Source organism: Phyllobacterium sp. 01N428, from assembly GCF_056399405.1.
Genome location: NZ_JBFTRH010000011.1, coordinates 91,694 through 111,414, shown reverse-complemented (window position 1 = coordinate 111,414; position 19,721 = coordinate 91,694). Strand labels below are relative to the sequence as shown.

Here is a 19,721-nt window from a genome sequence, read left to right as displayed (position 1 = left end):
TTTTCTTATTTGAATGAGGCGACGGGCCCGCTATGCCTCCGGCCCGTCGCCCGCCCGGACTATAGATTGAAATCCGAGCTGGTGAGGTTGTGATTGCCCTTGATGCTGAGCCGCAGTTCTGCGCTGGCGTCACCGTCGACGCTGCCCTGGACCACGGTGTAGTCACCATCCGCACGTGTCTCATGCGTGACAATCAGTTGCGCCGGGCCGCTGAGCGTCGCCGCGGAAACAAGCGTGAATGCCTGGTTTCCACTCGTTCCATTGTTGGCGTCGATACCGCTGACATCGATCTTGTCGCCGGTCTGGAACCCGACGATCGTGTCGCCATCCGCATCCGCCTCGGAGAGGAAGCGGAACGTATCGTTGCCCGCACCGCCGTCGATGATGTTGACGGCACTGCTCGCGGTGATCTTGTCCGCGCCCGAGCCGGTCACGATGTTTTCGACGTTCCACAGCGTATCCGAACCGGATTGGCTGCTTGACGCGCTGCCGCGTCCCATGAAGCCTGAGCCCAGCTCCACGGTCAGGTTCGCGGTGATAGCCGCCATGTCGAGGGTATCGACACCGGTATCGCCGTAGAAGGTGTCGTCGCCGTCACCCGCTGCTGCCACGAACATGTCGTTGCCTTCACCGCCATATGCCGCGTCGTTGCCGGCCCCGGCGTCGATCAGGTCATTGCCGGCATCGCCGAATAGACGATCGTTTCCGGCATCGCCGTAGAGCATGTCGTTGCCTTCGCCGCCAAGGGCATCGTCGTTGCCGGAGCCGGCAAAGATCATATCGTTGCCGCCCTCGCCCATGACGAAGTCGTCGCCCTCATCGCCGCGGATGATATCGGCACCGGCCCCCCCCATGGCCACGTCGTTGCCGGCCCTGGCAAGGATCGTTTCGCCGTTTGCCGTTCCGTTCAGGACGTCGCCGTCGGCAGTGCCGATGATCGGTGCGCCCGTTGCCGGAGCTGCAGGTGGTGTCGGTACTTCTTCTTCATCGTCGATCGGGGCGCCGATCTGCGGCATGCCATCGGGGGCGGTGAACGTAATCGTCTGTTCACTGCTCGTCAGGGTAGTGACGCCATTTTCGATCGTCGTCGCATAGTCGGCGACGGTCTTTCCGTCGGGAAGCTCGATCACGTCCTGCGGCCGCAGATTGCCGATGATCGTATCGTTGCCGCCGTTGGAGCGGAAAACGATGCGATGTGCCGACGAGAGGGCCGAGATGTCGACCGTATCGTCACCGGCATTGCCATCGATGGTGATCGTGCTGAAGTTCAGGCTGGTGAACGGCGAATTGAAATTGCCGATGACCTGGATCGTGTCGCCTGCGCTCACCCCTCCATCCGGCGCGTTCGGATTGTTGCCGTTGTTTGTTGTCGTATTGAGCGTGTTGACAGTGATCTCTTCGATATTGTCGAGCTCGGCAATGATCGTCGTTACACCCCCGACCGTCCGGGTAATAATGATCTCACTATCGACACCGTTCACTTGGATACCGGCCGCTATGGCCGCTGCCCGGGCGTAGATGATGAAGGTTTCGGCAGCGGTAGCCCGCCCGTTAATCACGAAGGTGTCGGTTGCACCCTCTTCGCCATTGACCATGTCGAAGCCATCGGTATCGCCCGCGGCATTGGCGTTCCAGATAATCGTATCGTTACCGGTGCCAGCGAGAATGATGTCATTTCCGGTACCGCCGCTGACCGTGTCGCCGCCGTCCCCGGCATTGATGTGATCAAAGCCCGCACCGCCGGTGATTGTGTTGGCAGTGTTGTTGCCGACGATGATGTCATTTCCTGCACTGCCAGTGATGCCGGCCGTGGTAACGCGGGTGATCGTCACCGTGGCGCCGTCGGTCAGTGCACCGTCGCTGCCGGTATAGGTGAAGGTGCCGCCGGCGGTGGCATTGTCCGAGAGGCTGATGATGCCCGCTCCCAATGTGGGGCCGGTTGCAAGGCCGGTGGCGCCGCCCGCTGCCGTGATGGTGACAGGGGAACCTTCCGGATCGCTATCGTTGGCGAGCAGAGCGGCCTGGGAGACGGAGAACAAGGTGTTTGCCGCCACATTGGTGATGACCGTGTCGTTATTGGCGACGGGAGCATCGTTGGTGGCCGTAACATTTACCGTCGTCGTGGCCACCGCGCTGTTGAGCAGGCCGTCATTGACGGTGACCTGCAGGGTGCGTGCGCCAACTGCCGGGTTTTCCGAATTGTTGGAGTACCGAACCTGCTGGATGGCTGCCTGATAGGCGGCGAGCGAGGCGTTTCCGGTCAGGTTCAAAGTGATCTGCCCGGGAACGCTGTTATCAACCGCCGAGGTGATTCCAGCCGGCAATCCGCCCAGCACCGACAGGACGTCGCCTGCGCTCGCATTGGTCAGAACAACACGGGCCGAAGCCATCGTCGTGCCGTCGTCGGTGATCCGAGCGCCAACTGCGATCGCAACGGCAGCCCCATTCTCGGCATAGCTGGTGACGTAGTTGTTGCCGGGGCTACCGGGAGTGACGGTGGTGGTGGTCGTCGATGTGGCGATGTTGAAGTTGTTGATCAGAACGTACTCGCCAGCGCTGATCGCAGTGGTGACGAATCGGATCGCCGAGTTCGGGCCAGCCCCCGTGAGATTCAAGTTGGTACTGAACGTGTCAGCGCCGTCAGCTCCTCCAGAGTTTTGATCAATCGTCGTCAGGATAGTAAAGCTTCCAGGGGCAAAGGACCCGCTAGCCGAGTATTGGACCTGTACGGATTCGCCTGCATCGATGGTGCTGGTGCCATTATTTCGATCGTAGCTGAAAGACAGTGTCGCCGTGGTCACGCCGCCGAGGTTGACGGTACGGGTGATCTGCGCACCGTCGCCGGCAGTGAAGCGCAACTCGTTGGTGCCGTTGTCGAGCTGAATCTGGCCGCCAGTGACCACATTGCCGGTAGTTATATCGTTGGTCTCCACCCAGGGTGTCGCCCCCCAGGCCACGCTGCCATTGCTGTTGTTATGAGCAGGAGTTTCGAACTCATCACGATAGGCCTGCGCAGCAATTGCGGTCGTCGTGGTAGTGACATCGCCGTTGAGATCGAGCGTTGGCGCCAGCAGCGAGATATCCTGATCGGTGAAGTCCAGGACCTCGACATTGCGGATCGTGTCCGTGCCGTCGGTCGCCAGACCGCCGGTATGGGCGACCGTTACGGTGCCATTGGGATTAAAGGTAATGTCGTACTCGGCCCGTGCACCGGAGAACACCGCGCGGTCGATATCGGCAACGCCGTCGCTGTCGGTGGTCTCGCCGAGCGCTTCCTGTGTCGTGCTGTTCCTGATCGTCCGCACGATGCTGAGCTGACCCGGGTTGATCGTCCCGTTGAACATGCTCGCAGCGAGCGTCGTCATACTGTTGTGCAGGGCGATCGGCGTACCTGTGTGCTCCGTATCGCCAACCGCGAAGACGCCGATCTGCACGTCGAGCCAGCTATCGCCGTCGATGATGTCATCCCCGGCCTGGCCGGTCAGGCGGTCGCTGCCATCGCCGCCGAGGATAATGTCGCCGGCGCTGTATTCGGTCACGCCAGCACCCAGCAGTTCTTGCAGGCCCCTGATCAACGCGATGCCTTCGGCGTCGAGCGCGCTGCCCTGATAGCCTTCAGTACCCCCCTGGAGAGCGGGAAGCCGTTCCGCGGCGAGTATGTTCGTGCCGGTCAGGACGTCGTTGAACCGTGTACCGGAGAGGCCTTCGACCGACTCGTATTCATCGAGCGCGGCATTCTGAGGTAGCGTAGGCGCTTCGTCGAATACGATCGGGATCGACAAATCCGCGTTCACGAAATTCGGATTATCCTTGTACGTCGCCCAATCGAAGCCGGACATGCCGACCATCTTGCCGCGACCGGCGCTTCCGACGAAGATTTCGTTGCCGCCTTCGCCGATGAACTCGTCAAAGCCACCATCGCCGAGGAACACGTCGTGTCCGTTGATCTCATCGTGCGAGAAGATTTCGTCGAAGTTGTCGCCGGGGGCACCGTCGAAGGTCCCTGTCTCGATCCAGTCGTTGCCCTCATTGCCAAGGATGCGTTCGGCGTTTTTGTTGCCGTAGATGAAGTCGTCGCCGGTGCCGGCAAAGACCTCCGAGCCCATGTCGGTGCCGAGGAAGATGAAGTCCTGCCCGTCATTGCCCATGACAAGGTCGAGGCCAGGCCCGGCGTGCACCACGTCGTTACCCTTGCCCGCCTTGATATTGTCGTCGCCGCCGCTGTCGAGGATGATGTCGTCGCCATCGCCGCCATTGATGATATCGTTGCCGAAACCACCTTCGAGCCGGTCGTTGCCGCCGTCACCGAAGAGCGTATCGTCGCCGATACCGGCAATTATCGTGTCGGCGCCATCAGTACCACCCATGACCACGTGGTCGCCGCCAGTATAGCGCAGGTAGTTCGTCTCCACGGCCGCTGTTCCCGGATCATCCCGGATAACGAGCTGTGTGAGGATCCCATCACCCAGCGGATCGTCGGATACGAGAGTGCCATCACCATTCAGATCGTTGAACTGCCGGGTTTGGTCGACCTCCAGGATAAGGCCGGGCGTCGAGAACACGTCCGATGGAAGATGCGTTGCATCGGTGTTGCGCATGATCATTGCCGCGAACGAATTGTTCTCCATCTCGCCGAACAAATGCAGGCCGTCGAGGCGTTGCAGATAGTAGAACCGGTCGCCGTTCTGCAGTTTTTCCATCTGCATCTCGAAGACGAAGTTGAATGTGGAGCCAAGCATGCCGCCGAAGGGCATGATCGCTTCGGCAAGGCCGCCGATCCACAGATCGACGTTGTTGAGACCGCCGAGCGTGCTTCCCGGTTGATTTGCTGCGTAAGCTCCGGTGGCATTCAGGAATGCTAGGCGGTCTGCGGGTACGACCAATCCATCGACGGATACGCCCGAGATGATCGTCAGTGCGGCGTCCCGCTTGCCTTCCAGCGTCGCCTGTGAGGTGATCAGCGAATGGGTGCCGTAGGCAGCGATGAAGTTGATGATGGAAGCTTCATGCTTCAGATGCCCGGCGAAATCCACCCAGCTTGCATAAGGCTTTAGCAACACATCCTGGTTGGTTGCCGCATAAAACTGGGCGCGGGCGGCGTTAAGCGAAGGAACACCCGTATCACGGCCGCGTGCCAGGTTGATCGTTGCCAGATCGAGCGGGAGGCCGAGCAGGTTGTTGCGCAATGCACTCGTGACGAACTCGTCGATCTCGTTGCCGGCCTGCCGCGTCATTCCGCGAACGATCGCGCCTGCCGAGACATTGGCATCGACCGTGGTGTCGCCGCCGTTGTTTTCGAACTGCAGCGGGTTAAGGAAGCCCTCGATAAGGCCGATATGATCCGGATTGAAGTTGGGATCGAAGCGATCGATGGATTCCGTCAGCATCGAGTGGCCGAAGCGATAAACCACATGCGCAAACTCGGCGACGATGGACGGATCGATCGTGACGTCATAGCCATCCGGAACCAGGAACACATTGATGTTCGGCTGGATCTTGCGGGCGAATTCTTCAAAAACGAGGTGCTGATACTGCATCTCGGTGCCGAATTTGGCGGCCTGGAACAGCCGTTCGCCATCCCAGATCAGGCCCGTCGCTGTTGCGGGAACCGAAGCGACGTCGTTGACAAGCCATTCATTGAGGAATGCAACGGCCTCGGCCTGTGACGCGCCATCGTCCAGCATCGCATTGGCATCAGCAAGAACGACTTCCTTGGTGTGCTCGACGAGGCGGTTGTGCTCGGAATGGAAAACGTGGTGAACGGCGGTCAAGCCGATATTTTCATTGGCGCGGCCGTCGCCGGCGACGTAGTGCGCGTCCAAAAGTTCGTTGTCGTAGTCGCCGGGATCAAAGCCGGGATTGTTCAGCCCGATCTCGATGTCGCCATCAGCGAGCCCGTCAGGCACCGCATTGTGGGCAATGTCGGCAAGGAAAGCATGACCGGTCCGGATCGCTGTATAGGGGGGCACATGGTTTGGATCGTCGACAAGGACGCCGAGCCCGCCATTGGCGGCAGGATTGCCCTCGATCAGACCAGCCGATGTCACTATCTGCGGAAAGCCATTCGGCCCGCGGATGAACTCGCCATAGGGATCTGTGGCCAGCAAGGGAACGTTGCCGACGTTGACATCAAGAAGTTGAATGCCAAGCATCGAAGCCGCCTGAGCCTTCAGATCGGCCCATGTGGCCATGCCGCCATTGCCGCCTTCGATGAGTTTGCCCGTCGAGACCGGGTCGCCGGCCGCGTTGAACTCATAAGCTCTGAGGAAGACCTGATGCGATGGATGGGAAGTGTAGGTCTGATTCTGGTCGACGAAAGAGGTGGTGGTGTTCACCGGGCGATCGGTATCGTCGGCAGTACCCATAACGCCGTCATTGCCAGGACCGGCGAGCGTTGCGCGGGTCAGCACCATGAAGTTCGGCGGGTTCGGATTCTCGGGCGTCGGCTGGACGAAAAGCGGATCGTCTTCCATCAGGGGAATGAACACGGTCCCGTTGCCGCCCTTTGCGACAAGGTCGAGGCCATGATCGAAGAACTGGCCGAAGAGCGTGAACCAGGAATTGAACGGCGCGGACAGTCCCTCATCGGGCGCAGCGTTGGTGATGACGATGTTGACGCCGTCGAGTTCGACGCCATTGGCGTCGAGGAGCGTCATGAGCGCATCGTCCGCTGCCTCAAGTGCAACTTGCGCGGCTGCAAGGTCGGCGGCGGTTTCTGCGGCAGCGTCCTGCAGGGCCTGGTTGCCTGGGCTCGCAGATGCGGCAGCCTGCGCCTCAGCGTTCAGACGTTCGGCCGTGCCGACAGCATTGAACAGGGGCTTGAGCGGCTCATAAGCCGCGGTGATCTGGGCCGTAACGGTCATTTGCTGGGCTGCCGGAACAATACCGGCGCGCTGCAATGCCGTCAGGATCGCCGACGGATTGCCGAGCGTCTGGTCGACGATCAAATTTGAAATCGTGCGCACATAGGGATCAAAGACATCGCCGGCGACAGCGGTCCCGGGTCCGTCATTATCCACCGTGGGATTGTATGAGACCGGAACCAGCGCTCCGCCTGGACCTGCGGGCACCATGATCGTCTTGAACTGCGTGCCGAGCGGCTCAGGGAACTCATTGTCGGCAGCGCCCCATTCCGGGTGCAGCGGGTTGTTGTAGGTTCCGTCGACGGTGCGAAGGCCCCAAGCGAGGTTGTAGGTCGGTATGGACCCTCCCTCCCCGAAGAGCGGCTTGGCAACATTGTTCGGATCGCCCGTGGTTATGCCTTGCCGGAATGCGGCGTCCGCCTCAGCAATCTTGATCTGCTTGAGGATGAAATCGAGATCCGAACGAATGTAGGTTACCATAATTGCCCTCCTGGACCGCTTTCTTGCGCGGTGTTTTGTTGCCGCGACTGCACTTAGGCAGGCGCCATCCCCCTCCCGCGGCGTGTTTTTCTTGACCAGACCCGGATCTCCGGGACAAACTCACCAAAAACGTCGACACGAGTTTCGATAGTCGGATGATGTGGTGGGGGGAGCGAACTTGGTAGTTCGGAAGGTCCGGTCAATTACAAAGACCTTGGTCAAGAGAGTTTCGGGACTTTTGGCCTTATCGCCAACATGACCTATGACCTCAACCACGAGGGTGGGCGGTTCGGTATCGGCAAGCTCGTACGGTACTGGCAACGCCTTGATCTAAAATCGCAATTCCTCGTCGTAGCCGCGCTCATCCTCCTGGGATCCATGGCGATCCTTGGAGAATGGCTGAGTTCACAGATTGCGGCCAACCAGTTGCGGAGCCGGGCAGAGTCGGGCGCCCTTTACATGGAGGGATTCCTTGCCCGCCACGTCGACGAGGAAAATGGCAGGCCGCTTGTCGTTCCGGAAAGGCAGAAGGAACTTGATGACCTTCTAATCGGCACGGATCTTGCGAAGCGAGTGGAAGGCTTCAGAATCTGGGACAAGGACGGAACTGTTGTCTACAGCACAGACAAGTCACTTATGGGAAAACGGCTGCCATCCGAGGATATTGAACGGGCGTTCGCCGGAACAGTCGTCGCTCAACTCGAAGAGCACCATGACGATCAGGGTATCGCCAACGAGCAAACGGCGCGTCCACTGATCGAAATCTACGCACCCATCTACCGACCCGGGAACCATGATGTGATCGCGGTTGGAGAGCTATACGAGGAAGCGGAGGATTTCATCGCGCAGCGATCGCGCGTCCAGCGCAGCACCTGGGCGCTGGTCGGCGCGACGACCTTGACGATCATGGGCCTGCTTTACCTGATCGTGCGGCGCGCCAGCGGCATTATCAATACGCAGCGTGAAACCTTGAAATCGCAGTTGGAGAACGCGCAAGCGCTTGCCGATCAGAACCGTGCACTGCGCAGAACCGCCGACAAGGCGCGCATGGATGCATCAAAGTCCAACGAAACACTGCTCAATCGTATCGGCTCGGATCTGCATGATGGTCCCGTCCAGGTCTTGAGCCTGCTGATCCTGCGCCTCGGGCAAACGTCGGGCGCAGGCAACCAGCGGGATGAGCTCGACCCGTCGCGGCTTGCGAGCCAGGTACTCAGTGAACTGCGCGAGCTCTCGACGGGTCTCGTGCTGCCGGAACTTGAAAACCTGTCCATCGAAGCAGCGCTCAAGCTCGCAGCGCAACGCCACGAATACGCGACAGGGTCAATTGTCGCGGCACATTACGAGAATCTGCCGGAAAAGGTCGCGCATCCGCTGAAGATATGTCTTTACCGGGTCGTGCAGGAAGGTCTCAACAATGCCTATCGCCATGCTGGAGCCCGCGGACAGCGGGTGGAAGTGAGCGCCGATGGCAGCGTCATCACCGTCACTGTCAGCGACAAGGGCCCCAGCCCCGACCAGCCAATTGCTTCGGCCGGGCGACGGCACCCACTCGGACTTCAGGGAATTCGCAACCGGGTGGAGGCATTTGGCGGCACGGTGCGGATCGTGCATGAACCGGGTGCAGGCACCAGCCTTATTGTCGCCGTTCCCCTCGAAAGCAACAGCGCCTAGGCATTGGAATCGCTTCGACTAATGACGCGAAACGGATTCGCGCTCGTCGCGGCTGGCAACTTCAAGTTTCTGCGCGGCGATCAGCACTTCAAGACGGTTTCGCGCATGCAGCTTCTGCATGAGGATCGTCATATAGTTCTTGACCGTCTTTTCGCCTATGCCGAGCCCGATCGCGATCTCACGATTGGTACGGCCCCTGAGCAGGAGGCTGACGATCTGTTCTTCACGGATGCTGAGCTTGATCGGTCCCGCAGCTCTCTTGCGCAAGGAGGCGATGCGCAATGCTTCGATGACTTTGATTGCGAAAGCCGGCGTAATGTATGTTTCGCCCGAGTGGGCGGCACGCACGCCCTGAATGAGTTCATCGGCGCTGCTGCCCTTGAGAACGTAGCCCTTGGCCCCGGCATGGAGCGCCCGCACAGCATAGTCGCTGCCCGTCATCGCAGTAAACGCAACAACCTTCGTGCCTCCCGGATTTGCGCCGATCTCGCTGATGACTTCAAAGACATTGCCCGGCATGTAAAGGTCGAGAACCATGACATCGGGACGCAATTGCCGGCTGATCTGGAGCGCGTCATCGGCCGATGCGCCCTTGGCCACAACTGAAAATTCTGAGTTTGTTTCGAAGAGATTGACGACGCCTGCAAGCATGAGCGGATGGTCATCGACCAGCGCAACAGAAATTGGCACCATAGTGACTTCGCCCCCCTTTTGCCTTTGCGGCTTTGGGCGATATTAGGCACTTGTTCTTCGATTCTGTCCCGTACCCAATTAGGATTACGCATCGGATTGCTTATTTTATACAACCAGTGAATGGTTCGCGGAGTTCATCCGGATGGATAACTTTCATTTGTTGCCGAGGAATAAGATCATCGCCTCTAACAAATAGTGCTCGCAATGTGGGCGCTGTCCGATCGGGGCAAGGATATGCGCATTCTCAATATCATTCAGTGCACTGAACTCGGTGGCATGGAGCAGGCCTCGCTGCGGCTGATGCAATGCCTTCAGGATCGCGGCCACGAGATAAAAGTCATATCGCTCAATCCGCTTGGTGCCCTCAAGGAGCATTTGGACAAGTCCGGCATCGAAGCGGTCGGGATGGAGTATCGGGGCGCCCTGGGTTGGCGCAGCCTGCCCACGCTTTACCGGATCCTGCGGGGCGAACGGGCAGATGCCCTGATGATGACGGGAAGCAATCTCCTGGCAATGCTGGCGCTGGGCGGCATTGCGCGCGGTCGCCGCCTCCTCGCCATGCATTTCCACCATTCGGTGCGTCCCGACTGGCAGTGGAAGCTTTTCTATGGTTTGGCAAAGCGCCGATTCGATGCAATCAGCTACCCGTCGGATTTTGTAAGGCTCGAGGCCGAAACCATTGTCCCTTCTGTCAAATCCATAACCCGCACGATCCGCAATCCGCTGGCGGTGCCGGAAAAGGCATCTGCGGAGGATAAGGCGGCCGCACGGCGACGGTACGGGTTGCCGCCACAAGCCAAAATAGTCGGCAATGCCGGCTGGCTCATCGATCGCAAGCGGTTTGACGTGTTCTTGCGAACAGCCGCCGTCGTTGCCGCAAAACAGCCCGACGTGCGTTTCGCTATCGCGGGTTCTGGTCCCGAAAAGGAGAAGCTGCAGAATTTGGCGCAGGAACTCGGTATCGCTGACCGTATCCATTGGCTCGGCTGGATTGCGGATATGCGCGACTTCTATCTCAGCCTGGATGTCCTGCTGTTCAATTCCGATTGGGATGCCTTCGGCAATACGCCGGTCGAGGCGATGACCTACGGCATACCGGTGGTAGCTTCCGTGATGCACGGCGGTCTCGGCGAAGTGATTACCGACAGCCGCTACGGGTTCCTGATCGCCGAGCACGATACTGAGCGGTTGGGTTCCGCGATCGTCGAGACCATCGATCAGCCGGATGACGGCAACGTCGAGAACGGACGCTTCCGGGCCGTGACCTTGAGCGATCCCGCGCGTATCGCAATCGAGGTCGAAAAAATCCTGCAAGGACAAATAGCGGAGCTTTCGGTACCCGAGCCCAGGCGGATCTTGTCGTCCTGAGAGAATGGCCCAATGATCTCGATGGGTTGCCAGGGCTTCCCCATACCCATCCCTGTCTTGGTCGCAGATCAGCCCACTATAGGCGAACCGACGGGGCGTGAAGCCGGACGCGGCGCACTTCATCCTTTTAGGGCGATTGTCAGCATGGCCGATCTGTTGGATGATTGGCGATCGAATAATAATGACGGGGGAAAAACCTCATGCGCCTGACAGCTTTCAATTGCTTCACCGTATTCACAATCGGCCTCAGCCTCGGCGTAACGCTGGGATTGCTCCACATCTAGCGGACTTCGGCCCTGCAAGCGCAATATTGGGGTCAAACGCGTCACCTTCTAGGCATTTCAGGCGAATCGGCTCAAAATCCGATCGCTGACATTGGCGTCTTGAAGGATGACCGGAATGAAACTGAGCTTCGAAGAGTTCGTAGAATCGCGTGACTACTGCGACGATCTTTTCGCTGTAGGCCATTGCGATGGTGAAGGCTATGTCTATGCCGACGGTCTTTGCTGCATTGAAAAAAGCGGCGCGGTCTTCCTGCTCCACCATAACGGGTGCACGCTACACGCTGCCGATATTGCGACGCTTGAGCGCGATCTGTACCGTCTGGTGCAGATGGCTGAAGCGGCCTGAGCAGCTGAGGTATCTGCACTCCCGTCCAGAAGACCCATTCATTCGAGCTAGAGATTTTGGCTGGATGGTTGTCTACCCGCAATAAGCGTAAGCTCCCCTACTGATCACATTCTTTGGGGAGGGAATCGTGAAAAGCTATCTCATCGTTATCGTCCCGGTTTGCGCCTTCATCGTCAGCGCACCGATGCCGGGTGAATCAGCCAACAAGCCGCGATCGATCGCCGCCTGCAGCGCAGCGCTTCAGAAGAAGGGGCTCACACCGCCCGCTGCTTCCGCGGTCACCACCAATTTCGGCAAGGGCATGTGGATGACAATCCAGGGCAAGGCCAACGGCAACACACCTTTCGTCTGTAAGACTCATCACAACAGCGTCATTTCTCTCACCATCGATGGATGATCACGCCTTTCGCGGCGTTGTCTTTACCTGATGCCCACTGATATCGGCGCCCGCGGAATTTGAGAACCGCATGTTCCAGACCGTTGCGGTGATGGAAATCGCCGTAACGATGATGAAAGCGACCGAGAAGTCGCCGAGTTCCGGCACATCGTGGTCGCGCGCGAGCATCGATCCGTGCAGCGCCAGCGCGCCGACACAAATGCCCAGCGACAGCATCAGCTGCTGGAACGTCGTATAGAAACTGGTCGCCGAACTCATCTGATCGCGTCCGATCTCATCATAGGCGACCGTATTATAGGCGGTGAACTGAAACGACATGAAGAAGCCGCAGAAATAGAGAATGACGAAGATCAGCGGCAGCGGCCAATCCGGCCGGAACGCCGCGCACAGCGCATAGCCGAATGTCGAGATTATGCCATTGACGATGAGGCTGTTACGGAAGCCGAACTGCCTCAGGATCTTTGGTGCAACCGCCTTCATCGTCATCGACCCGAGTGCCGTCGCGATGACGATCGCGCCAGCCGATGCGGCGGAGAGGTTGAAGCCAAGCTGCAACATGAGCGGCAGCAGGAACGGCTGTGCGCCCTGCGTAATACGGGTCAACGATCCAGCGACCACCGAGGCGCTGAAGCTCGGAATGCGCATCAGCGAAAAATCGAGAATAGGCGACGGGTGCCGCCGCGCATGACGCAGATAGGCAATGCCGGCCATTGCGCCGACTGCGACCAGCGACGCCGCAAGGCCGGCCTCGCCACTGCGGCTAGCCATTTCGAAGCCGAAAAGCAGAGAGCCGAGCGATATGCCGGAAAGAAATAGGCCGGTCCAGTCAAAGGGCCCCCGCGCTTCGCCCTTGAAGTCCTCTATGAACAGGCTGACGAGGATGAAGCCCAATATGCCAATCGGGACATTGATGTAGAAAATCCAGCGCCAGTCGAGGTAGGTCACGATCAAGCCGCCAACAGGCGGACCGAGGATCGGGCCGATCAGGGCCGGTACCAGCAACCACGACATGGCCTGGACGAGATTCTTGCGCTCGACGCTGCGCATCAGCACCAGACGGCCCACCGGCATCATCATGGCGCCGCCAAGGCCCTGCACCAGTCGCGCAAAGACGAGAAAAGTGAGATTCGGCGCGAAGGCGCAAAGGACAGAACCCAGGACGAATACGCCGATAGCCGTGCGGAAAACGGTGCGGGATCCGAACCGGTCGGCAACCCGGCCGCTCGCCGGTATGAAGATGGCAAGGCTCAAAAGATAAGAAGTGAGCGCGATGCTCATCGCGGGCGCGCTGACGCCGAAATCACGCGCCATTGTCGGCAGCGCCGTCGCAAGCACCGTAGCATCGAGTTGCTCCATGAACATGGCACTGGCAATGATCATCGCAATGATACGGAAATTCGGCGCCGGTCTCTGAAGCGCGCCTTGGGAGGTCGCGGCAACATGACAAGTCTGATCCGACATTTTTAAGACAGCTCTTTCGATTGGGACCGATTGCGCCGCGACGGCACAACGGCTGGGAAGACGCGCTGAGGCTCGCAGGAACGGAATTGATATATTAGGGCGCGGCTGCGAAGGCCATAGTGTTTTTTGAAATCCGCTCCAGGCTCCGGTAACAAAATCGTGCGCAGAGCACCGCCGCTCAAACCAGATCGTCGGCGGACTCTGCTGTCCGTGCCGCGTCGAGCGCGCGCATCGCCGCAAAAAGCGCTTCCCTGTCCTGTTGATGCGCGTCGAACAAGGCGACAAAGACGGGATTGGTGATCTCGTGCGGCCGGGGTGCCGCCTTGGCCCGCGCCAGGCTCGCGTCGGCAGCGCGTCTTGCCGCTTCGACATGTTTGCTCGCACGCTCGACGGCAGATACGCCTTTTCGCGGTGCGCGCTCCTGCTCACGCGCTTTGTTTGAACGCATGTCGAGTCCTGCGAGCAATAATTGCACGAGCGGGGCGCTGGCAATATCGGAGGTCATGGGTTCAGCCGTTCTGCAGTTCATGTGTTTTCGTGAGGTTGAGGAGCTTGTGATCTTCCCTAATCTACAAGGTCGCGACAACGCCCGGAACGTATATCCGATCAAAATTCGCCGCGAATGGAGCAAGCGATTCCCGCGAGCGGAGCGGTTCTGGAAATTGAATTGCAAAGGGGCGTTTCGCCGAATACGGCGTGGGCGCTTCGAATAAACCACCTCTCCAAGTGTTCTTTAGATCGCACGTTCCCTTCCAGCGGAGACTGATCTCATGAGCAACATCTTCAACACACTCTACCGGCAGGTGCCTGCCGCCCTGCTTGGCGCCGGACTTGCGATCGCGATGCTTCCTGGCGCGAGCCTCGCCGCGGGAGGCGGAGGCAGCGACGATGCAGCAACGACGCCGACCTGTCCCAAGGGCAAGGTTTACGAAAAGAAGTCGAAGAAATGCGTCGACAAGACCACCAGCAATGTTCCGGACGAAGACCGCACCGAATATGCCTATACGCTGGCCAAGGCCGGCCGCTACCAGGAAGCGCTCGACATGCTCGATACATTGAAGGATCCGAACACCAAGGAGGCGCTCAACTATCGCGGCTATGCGACACGCAAGCTCGGCCGTACCGATGAGGGCATCTCCTGGTACAAGAAGTCGGTCGCGCTCGATCCGAAATACGCGAAAGTTCGCGAATATCTCGGCGAAGCCTATGTCATCAAGGGCCAGATCGACCTCGCCAAGGAACAGTTGACGACGATCAAATCGATATGCGGGACGAGTTGCGAAGAATATCGCGACCTGCACGAGGCAATCGAAAAGCCCTCTAAAATCTGACCCCGATCACGCACGGCTTTAGGAAAACAGCATGAGCGGCATGCCGGGTTCACCAAAGGAGCACAAAGTGCCTGTCGCTCACCTTCAACTTTATGCTTATAGTCGCCCGGACAAGGGCGCATTATCGCTGCCCGACGTTCGCAAAGAACGAGTTGGCGCGGAGGCAATCATCGCGAGCGAACACGAAATCAGGGCGAGTTTGAGCCAGCACCTCGCTCGGCTCTGGCGCTACGGAATCGTGCTGTCACGTCAGCGCGACGTGGCCGACGACCTTGTGCAAGCAACGTGCGTGCGTGCCCTTGAGCGGGCAAACCAGTTTACCAGCGGCACGCGCCTCGACCGCTGGTTGTTTTCTATCCTACATTCAATCTGGCTGAACGAAGTGCGCTCGCGCCGCATTCGCATGGGCAACGGCTTCGTTGATGCGGACCTGACGCTGACATTCGACGGTGAACAGGATACCGAAACGCATGTCATGGCCAATCAGGTTTTGCGCAAGGTCAACGCCCTGCCCGAAGCGCAAAGAACGGCCGTGTTTCTTGCCTATGTCGAGGGCCTCTCCTACCGCGAAGTCGCAGATGTGCTGGATGTTCCGATTGGCACGGTCATGAGCCGCCTTGCTGCTGCTCGGGCGAAACTTGCCGAGAACATGGACGAGGACGCGGTTGCCAGACGGACGAAAGGGGGCAGTTGATGAGCGAACACAAGCACCCTGAAATGCCCTCCGACGAACTATTGGTTGCTTTCCTCGATGGCGAACTCACTGGCGAGGAACGGCGGCGTATCGGAGCCCTGGTCGAGAGCGATCCTGAGGTGGCTGCGCGCTATGAATTCCTTTCGCGCAGCGAGATGCCATTCTACGACGCGTTCGTTCCGCTGTTGGAAAACGCGCCTGCTTCCGATTTAGAAACGATACTTGCGCGCCTGCCCTCACCCAACGCCGCCGAGCCAAGGGGCCAAAACTGGACACGCCGCGGTTTGCTCGCTGCAGCAGTTGCATCTGTTTTTGTCGGCGTCGCGATCGACCGCGCCTATCTGCGCATCAAGGACGATCACGAGGAAGCAGACGGTTCGGAATGGCGCTCGGTCGTCGCCGAATACCTCAGTCTCTATACCGCCGATACGCTGGCGGATCTGGCAAACGATCCGGGCGTACAGACAGCGCAATTGCAGTTGATCAGCGACAGGCTCGGCCTTCAATTGCCTGCCTCCGCTTTGGCGCTTCCCGATATACCGCTCAAGCGCGCGCAGCTTCTGCAATATGACGGCAGGCCGCTTGGCCAGCTTGCTTTTCTCGATCCCGAGCACGGACCGCTTGCACTGTGCATCGTCAAGTCTGCACGCGGAGCCTTCGCGCCGCAGGTCGAAAAGCGCTATGGCATGAATGTGGTCTACTGGGCTGATGCCGCCCATGGCTACATGCTCGTCGGTCGCAACCCTGTCGATCAGTTGAGCGGGCTTGCCGAAAAGCTACGCACCGCCATCAGCGCCTGAGCGAAAATCAGCGTGGTATTTGCTCGGCTTTCGGCTAGTCTAGCGGGTCTGTGCCGTCGACCTTGGGAGGAACGTCATGAGCCCGGCTGCAGCCTTCACGGGCGACGATTCACGTTTGAGCCACGTGCGCGGCCCAAACGAGCCGCCGCTTCTCGACAAGACCATATCGCAGGCGCTCGATGATGCGGCAGAGCGCTGGGGGAATATCGATGCCCTCGTCGCCGTGCATCAGGGTATTCGGCTGACATATGGTGAGCTCAAGGCAAGGGCGGACGCATTTGCGGCTGGGCTGATCGCCCTTGGCATGGAGCCTAGCGAACGAATTGGCATCTGGTCTCCCAACCGCGCCGAATGGACCGTGACGCAGTTTGCCGCCGCCCGAGTCGGCTTGATCCTCGTCAACATCAATCCCGCCTACCGCCTGTCGGAACTCGAATTCACGCTGAACAAGGTCGGCGTCAAGGCGCTTGTCGCCCCCGAGCGCTTCAAGACCAGCGAATATGCGGAAATGGTGGAAACGCTTGCACCTGAAATTCGTACGGGACATGCGATCGTTTCAACGAAATTGCCGCATCTGCGGCACGTGATCAGTATTGGTGAAGGAAAGCGTCCGGGTTGGCTTGCCTTCGACGCCGTGCCCGCATTTGCAGAAAGAGAACACCACGAAGAACTGGAACGTCGGCACAGGGTCATCAGTCCGAAGGACGCCGTCAATATCCAATTCACCAGCGGAACCACAGGTCTGCCAAAGGGCGCGACGCTTTCCCACCGCAATATTCTCAACAACGGGTTCTTTGTCGGCCGCAGCGTCGGTCTTCGCCCCGGCGACCGCCTCTGCATACCGGTGCCGCTTTATCACTGCTTCGGCATGGTCATGGCCAATCTCGGCTGCGTCGCGCATGGCGCAACCATGGTCTACCCTTCCGAGGGGTTCGATGCGCTCGCCGTGCTGCAGGCGGTCGAGACGGAGCGCTGTACCGCGCTTTACGGCGTGCCGACGATGTTCATCGCCGAACTCGGCCTCCCGGAATTCGACAAATTCGACCTCTCCTCCTTGCGCACCGGTTGCATGGCAGGTTCGCCCTGCCCGATCGAGATCATGAAGCAGGTAATCGAGCGCATGCACATGCGCGACGTCACGATCGCCTACGGCATGACCGAAACGAGCCCGGTCAGCTTTCAGAGTTCGGCCGAAGACCCGGTGTCGCGCCGCGTTTCGACCATCGGGCGTGTTCAGCCGCATCTCGAATGCAAGGTAATCGACACGGACGGCAACACCGTGCCGCGCGGCACCCCTGGCGAGCTCTGCACCCGGGGCTATTCGGTGATGATCGGTTATTGGGACGATGCGGAGAAAACCGCTGAAGCCATTGATGCGGATGGCTGGATGCACACCGGCGATCTCGCGACCATCGATGAAGAAGGCTATGGCAACATAGTCGGTCGTCAGAAGGACATGGTGGTTCGTGGCGGCGAGAATATCTATCCGCGCGAGGTCGAGGAATTCCTCTTCCGCCACGTAAAAGTGAAGGACGTGACCGTCGTCGGTGTTCCCGACCTGAAATACGGCGAGGAACTATGCGCCTGGATTATCCTGAAGGCCGGCGAGACGGGAACCGAGGAGGAAATCCGCATGTTCTGCCAAGGACAGATCGCGCACTACAAGGTGCCGCGCTATGTCCGTTTCGTCGAAGCGTTTCCGCTAACGGTGACCGGCAAGATCAAGAAATTCCTCATCCGCCAACAAATGGCGGATGAGCTTGGGGTCGAAGAACAGAAGACCGCTTGATCAATTGTCGATGAAATCACGGACGGCCTTGTTGTAGCCTTCCGGATCCTGGACCATGGCGAAGTGGCTGGCATTGTCGAGAATGATCAGCTTCGCGCCAGGTATGGTCTTGGCCATGTAATCGGTATGCTCGCGGGTGATCGCCTCGTCATGATCGCCAAGCACGATGGCAACGGGCGTATTGATCTTTTTCAGATCGTCGTCGGTCCAGTTCGGCTGGCTCGCCCACATTCCGCTGATCTGCTCGACAAAGGCGTCGTACTGGTCCGGAGTCGGCGAAATCTTCTTATAGACCTGCCCCGCGTGATCTATGTAGCCGGCAAACGTTTTGTTCTGCATGACGTCCGGCTTCACACCGTCGACCTTCGTATTTGCCGCCTGGGCAAAGACCTTCGTCAGCTTCTCGGGATGCTTCATGGCGATATCGATACCGATGATACCGCCGTCGCTCCAGCCGACGATCGCCACCTTGTCGACCTTGAGATAATCCAGGAGGGCGACGTAGTCGGAAGCCATGAGGTCGTAGCTATAGGGATCGGCGGTGCGCGTCGAGCGCCCGTGTCCGCGGCTTTCAGCAACGATAACCATATGGTCCTTGGAAAGATCGGCAACTTGCGCACCCCAGATATCGGCATAGCCGAGGCCACCATGGATAAGCAGGACGGGCGGTCCCTTGCCGTAAACGGCATAATACATCTCGATACCGTTTACGGGCGCAGTGCCGCTTTTGTCTGCCTTCGGCATCGGTTGCGGTTCGGGAAGCTGTTCCCACCGTTCCGCGGCGAAAACACTGGTGGCAAGAGCGAAAAGAACTGCAAGAGAGTAGATCAACGACTTGAAGTGCATGATTGTCCTCCTGATTGTCGCAACAATACTCCAGGTTGAAGATCAGCATGTTTATCATGCGCTTGCAATCACAGCGTGAAAAGCAAAAGGCGGCCCGTCAGAGCCGCCTTTCTCATTTGCAAAGAATTTGATCTTATTTGGCGACGTGCCAAACGCCACCGACGCCTTCGCCGCTCATATCGCCGGCTTTCTTGTCCTTGGCAAACATGTAGAGCGGCTTGCCATCATAGGCCCACATTTCCTTGCCGTCGGCGTCCTTGACGAGCGACCACTCGCCTTCCGCCTTTGCGCCGCTATCGGCATGGAAAGCCGGCCAGTTCTTCAGGCATTTCGCATCACAGTTGGATTTGCCCTTTGCATCCTTGTCGAACGTATAAAGCGTCATGCCCTTGGGGGTTGTCATAACCTTCCCCATCTTGGTATCCATCATCTTCACCGGTTCTGCAGCGAAGACAGACAGGCTCGTGGCTGCAAGTATTCCCATTGCTACGAGTATAGTCCGCATTTTATGTACTCCCTCTTCAGGGTTACCGGCAGAATGTCGGCAGAGCCCGTTTTCTTGGCGAACCAAGCCGCTCGCCTCTGTTCAAACAATGCGCCAAATTCTGATCGGAATTGAGGCAGTTGACGCGCGGGATGGGTCACCTGCTATAACGCCTTGCGACGGTCGGCCGTTCCTCCCACATGTCTTTGAA

General features: G+C 58.9%; 14 protein-coding genes. 8 read left to right on the top strand and 6 right to left on the bottom strand.

The genetic code is table 11. The annotated features are described in order from the left end of the window. Positions 1-59 precede the first annotated feature (59 nt). Entirely contained in the window at positions 60-7,343 is a 7,284-nt protein-coding gene (locus tag AC1DNI_RS22130; protein ID WP_477693439.1) for a peroxidase family protein, read from the bottom strand. A gap of 255 nt (positions 7,344-7,598) precedes the next feature. On the opposite strand from AC1DNI_RS22130, the gene AC1DNI_RS22125 reads away from it, so the two are divergent. Then, a complete protein-coding gene (locus tag AC1DNI_RS22125; RefSeq protein WP_477693438.1) occupies positions 7,599-9,017 on the top strand; it encodes a sensor histidine kinase in 1,419 nt (472 codons plus the stop codon). An 18-nt stretch (positions 9,018-9,035) separates the two neighbouring features. On the opposite strand, the gene AC1DNI_RS22120 is transcribed toward AC1DNI_RS22125, so the two are convergent. Further along, positions 9,036-9,710 carry a response regulator gene (locus AC1DNI_RS22120; RefSeq protein ID WP_091946220.1) on the bottom strand — a complete coding sequence of 225 codons (675 nt, stop codon included), beginning with the start codon at positions 9,708-9,710 and terminating at the stop codon, positions 9,036-9,038. Between the two features lie 234 nt (positions 9,711-9,944). Here AC1DNI_RS22120 and AC1DNI_RS22115 point away from each other — a divergent pair, with 234 nt between their 5' ends. The 3 genes from AC1DNI_RS22115 (at position 9,945) to AC1DNI_RS22105 (ending at position 12,105) form a co-directional block, all read left to right on the top strand. Next, positions 9,945-11,078, top strand: coding sequence for a glycosyltransferase (locus AC1DNI_RS22115; RefSeq protein ID WP_477693437.1), 1,134 nt, complete (start codon positions 9,945-9,947; stop codon positions 11,076-11,078). Positions 11,079-11,477: 399 nt separating this feature from the next. Beyond that, a complete protein-coding gene (locus AC1DNI_RS22110) occupies positions 11,478-11,708 on the top strand; it encodes a hypothetical protein (protein WP_477693436.1) in 231 nt (76 codons plus the stop codon). A 127-nt stretch (positions 11,709-11,835) separates the two neighbouring features. Further along, positions 11,836-12,105: a hypothetical protein gene (locus AC1DNI_RS22105; protein ID WP_477693435.1), complete on the top strand. Its 270-nt coding sequence runs from the start codon at positions 11,836-11,838 to the stop codon at positions 12,103-12,105. Here AC1DNI_RS22105 and AC1DNI_RS22100 read toward each other — a convergent pair whose 3' ends face one another. Further along, entirely contained in the window at positions 12,106-13,566 is a 1,461-nt protein-coding gene (locus tag AC1DNI_RS22100) for a DHA2 family efflux MFS transporter permease subunit (protein WP_477693434.1), read from the bottom strand. A 178-nt stretch (positions 13,567-13,744) separates the two neighbouring features. Beyond that, positions 13,745-14,014: a hypothetical protein gene (locus AC1DNI_RS22095; protein WP_477693433.1), complete on the bottom strand. Its 270-nt coding sequence runs from the start codon at positions 14,012-14,014 to the stop codon at positions 13,745-13,747. A 322-nt stretch (positions 14,015-14,336) separates the two neighbouring features. Between AC1DNI_RS22095 and AC1DNI_RS22090 the strand changes: the two genes are divergently transcribed. The 4 genes from AC1DNI_RS22090 to AC1DNI_RS22075 all read left to right on the top strand — a co-directional run bounded on the left by AC1DNI_RS22090 (position 14,337) and on the right by AC1DNI_RS22075 (position 18,180). Beyond that, the gene (locus tag AC1DNI_RS22090; RefSeq protein ID WP_370645484.1) at positions 14,337-14,897 is read left to right on the top strand and encodes a tetratricopeptide repeat protein; all 561 of its coding nucleotides are present in this window, start codon (positions 14,337-14,339) and stop codon (positions 14,895-14,897) included. 40 nt (positions 14,898-14,937) lie between these two features. Further along, entirely contained in the window at positions 14,938-15,591 is a 654-nt protein-coding gene (locus tag AC1DNI_RS22085; protein WP_477693483.1) for an RNA polymerase sigma factor, read from the top strand. Beyond that, complete coding sequence (locus AC1DNI_RS22080) at positions 15,591-16,391, top strand: anti-sigma factor family protein (protein ID WP_477693432.1); 801 nt, start codon at positions 15,591-15,593, stop codon at positions 16,389-16,391. Before AC1DNI_RS22085 ends, AC1DNI_RS22080 begins: the two co-directional genes overlap by 1 nt. 76 nt (positions 16,392-16,467) lie before the next feature. Further along, positions 16,468-18,180 carry an AMP-binding protein gene (locus AC1DNI_RS22075; protein WP_477693431.1) on the top strand — a complete coding sequence of 571 codons (1,713 nt, stop codon included), beginning with the start codon at positions 16,468-16,470 and terminating at the stop codon, positions 18,178-18,180. Here the strand turns inward: AC1DNI_RS22075 and AC1DNI_RS22070 are convergent, their stop codons facing one another. Together AC1DNI_RS22070 and AC1DNI_RS22065 are read right to left on the bottom strand one after the other, a co-directional pair. Next, complete coding sequence (locus AC1DNI_RS22070; RefSeq protein ID WP_477693430.1) at positions 18,181-19,026, bottom strand: alpha/beta fold hydrolase; 846 nt, start codon at positions 19,024-19,026, stop codon at positions 18,181-18,183. Positions 19,027-19,159: 133 nt separating this feature from the next. Beyond that, the gene (locus AC1DNI_RS22065; protein ID WP_027233268.1) at positions 19,160-19,531 is read right to left on the bottom strand and encodes a COG4315 family predicted lipoprotein; all 372 of its coding nucleotides are present in this window, start codon (positions 19,529-19,531) and stop codon (positions 19,160-19,162) included. Between the last annotated feature and the right edge of the window lie 190 nt (positions 19,532-19,721).

Excerpts from the sequence above, each read along its gene's own strand:
- AC1DNI_RS22090 (WP_370645484.1), top strand. The coding sequence starts at position 14,337 with ATGAGCAACATCTTCAACACACTCTACCGGCAGGTGCCTGCCGCCCTG.
- AC1DNI_RS22075 (WP_477693431.1), top strand. The coding sequence starts at position 16,468 with ATGAGCCCGGCTGCAGCCTTCACGGGCGACGATTCACGTTTGAGCCAC.
- AC1DNI_RS22120 (WP_091946220.1), bottom strand. The coding sequence starts at position 9,710 with ATGGTGCCAATTTCTGTTGCGCTGGTCGATGACCATCCGCTCATGCTT.
- AC1DNI_RS22065 (WP_027233268.1), bottom strand. The coding sequence starts at position 19,531 with ATGCGGACTATACTCGTAGCAATGGGAATACTTGCAGCCACGAGCCTG.
- AC1DNI_RS22125 (WP_477693438.1), top strand. The coding sequence starts at position 7,599 with ATGACCTATGACCTCAACCACGAGGGTGGGCGGTTCGGTATCGGCAAG.
- AC1DNI_RS22110 (WP_477693436.1), top strand. The coding sequence starts at position 11,478 with ATGAAACTGAGCTTCGAAGAGTTCGTAGAATCGCGTGACTACTGCGAC.
- AC1DNI_RS22115 (WP_477693437.1), top strand. The coding sequence starts at position 9,945 with ATGCGCATTCTCAATATCATTCAGTGCACTGAACTCGGTGGCATGGAG.
- AC1DNI_RS22130 (WP_477693439.1), bottom strand. The coding sequence starts at position 7,343 with ATGGTAACCTACATTCGTTCGGATCTCGATTTCATCCTCAAGCAGATC.
- AC1DNI_RS22070 (WP_477693430.1), bottom strand. The coding sequence starts at position 19,026 with ATGCACTTCAAGTCGTTGATCTACTCTCTTGCAGTTCTTTTCGCTCTT.
- AC1DNI_RS22095 (WP_477693433.1), bottom strand. The coding sequence starts at position 14,014 with ATGCGTTCAAACAAAGCGCGTGAGCAGGAGCGCGCACCGCGAAAAGGC.
- AC1DNI_RS22085 (WP_477693483.1), top strand. The coding sequence starts at position 14,938 with ATGCCGGGTTCACCAAAGGAGCACAAAGTGCCTGTCGCTCACCTTCAA.
- AC1DNI_RS22080 (WP_477693432.1), top strand. The coding sequence starts at position 15,591 with ATGAGCGAACACAAGCACCCTGAAATGCCCTCCGACGAACTATTGGTT.
- AC1DNI_RS22100 (WP_477693434.1), bottom strand. The coding sequence starts at position 13,566 with ATGTCGGATCAGACTTGTCATGTTGCCGCGACCTCCCAAGGCGCGCTT.